The following is a 1818-nucleotide window of genomic DNA, read 5'->3' as shown; positions in this document are numbered from 1 at the left end:
GGGCCACATCTGGGTGATCCATCGCCCGCGCTCGCTCACCGACGACGAGAAAGGCGCAAGCCTCAACCCGCCGCGCTCCAAGTGCTGCGTGTCGGCGCCGCCCGTGCTCGAATTCGACAGCGACGGGAACCTGCTGCGCTCATGGGGCGGCCCAGGCCAGGGCTATGAATGGGTCGGCCGCGAGCACGGCATCGAGGTCGACGAGCGCGGCTTCGTCTGGGTCGGCGGCAATGCCGACAACGACAACGCGATCCTGAAGTTCACGCTCGACGGCAAGTTCATCGCCCAGATCGGCAAATTCGCACCGAGCCTCGGCAGCAACGACACGACGCAGCTCGGCAAGCCGGCCGAGACCGCGATCGACAAGGAAGCGAACGAGATCTACATCGCCGACGGCTATGGTAACCGCCGCGTCATCGTGTTCGATGCGACGACGCTCGCCTACAAGCGGCATTGGGGGGCCTATGGCAACAAGCCTGACGACGCCAAGCAGCCGCCCTATGATCCCAAGGCCCCGGTTGCCCAGCAATTCGGCAATCCCGTCCACTGCGTGAAGCTCGCCAATGACGGGCTGGTCTACGTCTGCGATCGAATTAACAACCGCATCCAGGTGTTCAGGAAGGACGGCACCTTCGTGAAAGAGTTCTTCTACGAGAAGAACACGCTCGGCAACGGCGCCGTGTGGGATATCGCGATCTGGCCGGATGCGAAGCAGACCTATCTGCTCAGCGCCGACGGCGAGAACAACGAGATCCGGGTGATCAAGCGCGAGGACGGCAGCGTGGTCGGCAGCTTCGGCCATAATGGTCGCAATGCCGGGCAATTCCACTGGGTGCATGCCATGGCGATCGATGCCAAGGGTAACGTCTATACCGCCGAGGTCGACACCGGAAAGCGCATCCAGAAGTTCAAGCTGACATCGGACGCGCTCAAATAGCGCCTTAACGCATTTTGACCAAAAGTTAACCGACGGATGACGCTTCGACGCAGCGTCATCCGGCTTTAGGCGGATTGCCGCCGCCCGTGGGACAGGCTAGAGCCATCAGCCGGAACAAAGGCTCCACCCAAGAGAGCCGTCCGCATATTTGACAATGGAGGAAGTCTTTCATGATGACGACGTTCGCACGCCATACCGCCGCCTTTCTGGCCTGCGCCGCTTTCGGTTTTGCCACATCCGCCCAGGCCCAGGACAAGACCGTCAAGATCGGCGTGCTCAACGACATGTCCAGCCTCTATGCCGACATCGGCGGACCGAACTCTGTGGTCGCGATCAAGATGGCGGTCGAGGATTCCGGCCTGCTCAAGAAGGGCTGGAAGATCGAAGTCCTGAGCGGCGACCACCAGAACAAGCCTGACGTCGGCGTCAACATCGCCCGGCAGTGGATCGACAACGAAAAGGTCGACGCGATCGCGGACACGCCAAGTTCCGGCGTGGCGCTCGCGGTGAGCAACCTCGTCAAGGAGAAGAATGCGGTGCTGCTCAATTCGGGCGCGGCCACCGCGGACCTCACCGGCAAGGCCTGCACGCCGAACACGGTCTCCTACACCTACGACACCTACATGCTCGCCAATGGCACCGGCAAGGCGCTGACCAAGGCCGGCGGCGACAGCTGGTTCTTCCTGACTGCCGACTACGCCTTCGGTCATGCGCTGGAGCGCGACACCGGCGCGGTCGTCACTGCCAATGGCGGCAAGCTGCTCGGTGGTGTCAAGCACCCGCTCAACACCGCGGACTTCTCGTCCTTCCTGCTTCAGGCGCAATCGTCGAAGGCCAAGATCATCGGCCTCGCCAACGCCGGCGGCGACACCACCAACGCC

Annotated in this window: 2 protein-coding genes; both read left to right on the top strand. The window is 62.5% G+C overall.

Annotation, left to right across the window (positions count from 1 at the left end; all coding sequences use genetic code 11):
- Positions 1 to 937 (top strand): NHL repeat-containing protein (locus SE91_RS34840; protein ID WP_061851478.1); only part of this gene is annotated, 937 nt, incomplete at its 5' end.
- A gap of 170 nt (positions 938 to 1107) precedes the next feature.
- Positions 1108 to 1818: ABC transporter substrate-binding protein (locus tag SE91_RS34835; protein WP_197489594.1), on the top strand; the 711-nt coding region annotated here is incomplete at its 3' end.

Origin of the sequence: Bradyrhizobium sp. DOA1, assembly GCF_001593325.1 — a bacterium.
Lineage (GTDB): Bacteria > Pseudomonadota > Alphaproteobacteria > Rhizobiales > Xanthobacteraceae > Bradyrhizobium.
The sequence above is the reverse complement of the archived record's forward strand: the minus strand, read 5'-3'. Positions and strand labels throughout refer to the sequence as shown.